This is a genomic window from Bradyrhizobium ferriligni, assembly GCF_056837965.1.
The window spans coordinates 1-1974 of the sequence record NZ_JBXEJO010000165.1 but is presented as its reverse complement, the minus strand read 5'-3'; the positions used below and the strand labels follow the sequence as shown (position 1 = coordinate 1974).

Genomic DNA, 1974 nt, shown 5'->3' with positions numbered 1-1974 from the left:
GCTCATATTGTCCGCGCGGCACCGCCTGCAGGCCGCCGCGCACGACTTCCGCAAGGTAGGCGCCGGCATAAAGGATGAAGGCGATCTGGGCGCGCAGCAATTTGTCGATGTTGACGCCGTCCGGCATGAACAGCGGAAACATGACGCTCGCCATGAACAACAGGCTGATCAGCGGCACGCCGCGGATCAGCTCGACATAGAGCACGCAGAGCGAGCGGATCGCCGGCAATTTCGAGCGGCGGCCGAGCGCGACCAGGATTCCGAGCGGGAAGCCGAACGCCAATCCGAAAGTCGCAAGGATCAGCGTCACCGGCAGCCCGCCCCAGCGGTCCTGCGTGACAAAGGACATGCCGAGAAAGCCGCCCCACATCAGGCACCCGATCGCGATCAAGGCCGCGGCCCACAGCAGGAACAGCTCCTTGCGCCAGAAGCTGCGGCGGCTCGAGACCACGAACAGCGCAATGAAGATCACGACCGCGAGCGCCGGCCGCCACTGCTCGTTGAACGGATAGGTGCCGAACAGGATGAAGCGGTACTTCTCGGGGATCACCGCCCAGCAGGCGCCGACGCCGCGCAGCGCGCGGCAGGCGCTGGTGTCGTTGCCGGAGACGATCCAGATCGCGTTGGCGATGCCCCATTGCCAGAGGCCGATGCACGCCTTGGCGAGCACGAACAGCAGCAACAGCGTCATGATGCTCGACGTCACGGACGCGAACAGGTTGGTGCGCAGCCAGGCCACGATCTGGCCGCCGAGCGTGCGCTGCGCGCGGCGCCGGCCGATCGGCAGCGGATCCTGCGGGAGATGTGCGACCGAGCTCATGTCAGCGCTCCACCAGCGCGATCCGCGCGTTGTACCAGTTCATGAACAGGCTGATGCCGAGGCTGATGGTGAGGAACACCATCATGATCAGCGCGATCGACTCGATCGCCTGCCCGGTCTGGTTCAGCGTGGTATTGGCGATCGAGACGATGTCCTGGTAGCCGACCGCGACCGCGAGCGAGGAATTCTTGGTCAGGTTCAGATACTGGCTGGTCATCGGCGGGATGATGACGCGCAGCGCCTGCGGCAGCACGATGTGCTGCAGCACGAAGCTGCGCTTCAGCCCGAGCGCCTTGGCGGCGTCCGACTGGCCGCGCGGCACCGCCTGGATGCCGCTGCGCACGATCTCTGCGATGAACGCCGAAGTATACGTGACGAGCGCGATCAGCAGCGCGAAATATTCCGGCGCCAGGGTCAGCCCGCCGACGAAATTGAAGCCGCGCAGCTCGGGCAGCATGACGCTCCAGCTCGCGCCCAGAAGCCACGACACCAGCGCCGGCAGCGCGATGATGAGGCCGAGCGCGTAGGGCCAGGCCGGCCGCGCCTTGCCATCGAGCATCTGCTGCGCGATCAGGCGGCGCCTGACGATGAGGAAGACGATCACGCCGGCGAGCAGCGCGACGAGCGTCCAGCCATTGGCGTCATGCAGCGGCACCGACGGCAGCACAAGGCCGCGGTTGGACAGATAGACTCCGTCGACCGGCTTCCACGCCTGGCGCGCCGCCGGCAGGCCCTGCATCAGCACGTACCAGAACAAGAGTTGCAGCAGCAGCGGCAGGTCGCGCAGCACCTCGACATAGACGGCGGCGAGCCGCGCCAGCAGCCAGTTCGACGACAGCCGCGCGATGCCGACCAGCGTGCCGATCACGGTCGCCAGCACGATGCCGATGACCGCGACGCGCAGCGTGTTGACGACACCGACGATGAAGGCGCGCAGATAAGTGTTCTTCGGCGTGTAGTCGATCCAGCTGTCGGCGATCGGCATGCCGGCTTCGCGGCCGAGGAAGGCAAAGCCGGTCGAGATGCGGCGCACCGAGAGGTTATGGACCGCGTTCGACCACAGCCAGGCGACGACGGCGACCGCGATGGCGACCACCAGTATCTGCCAGAACAAGCCCGCGACGCGGGGATCGCTGAGCGAAAGCCGCCAGGGC

Annotated in this window: 2 protein-coding genes; both read right to left on the bottom strand. The window is 66.5% G+C overall.

The features are described 5' to 3' along the window. On the bottom strand, positions 1-820 hold an 820-nt coding region (locus AC1VNY_RS42330; protein ID WP_482409643.1), incomplete at its 3' end, for an ABC transporter permease subunit. Position 821: 1 nt separating this feature from the next. After that, positions 822-1934, bottom strand: coding sequence for an amino acid ABC transporter permease (locus AC1VNY_RS42325; protein ID WP_482409644.1), 1113 nt, complete (start codon positions 1932-1934; stop codon positions 822-824). Positions 1935-1974: the final 40 nt, after the last annotated feature.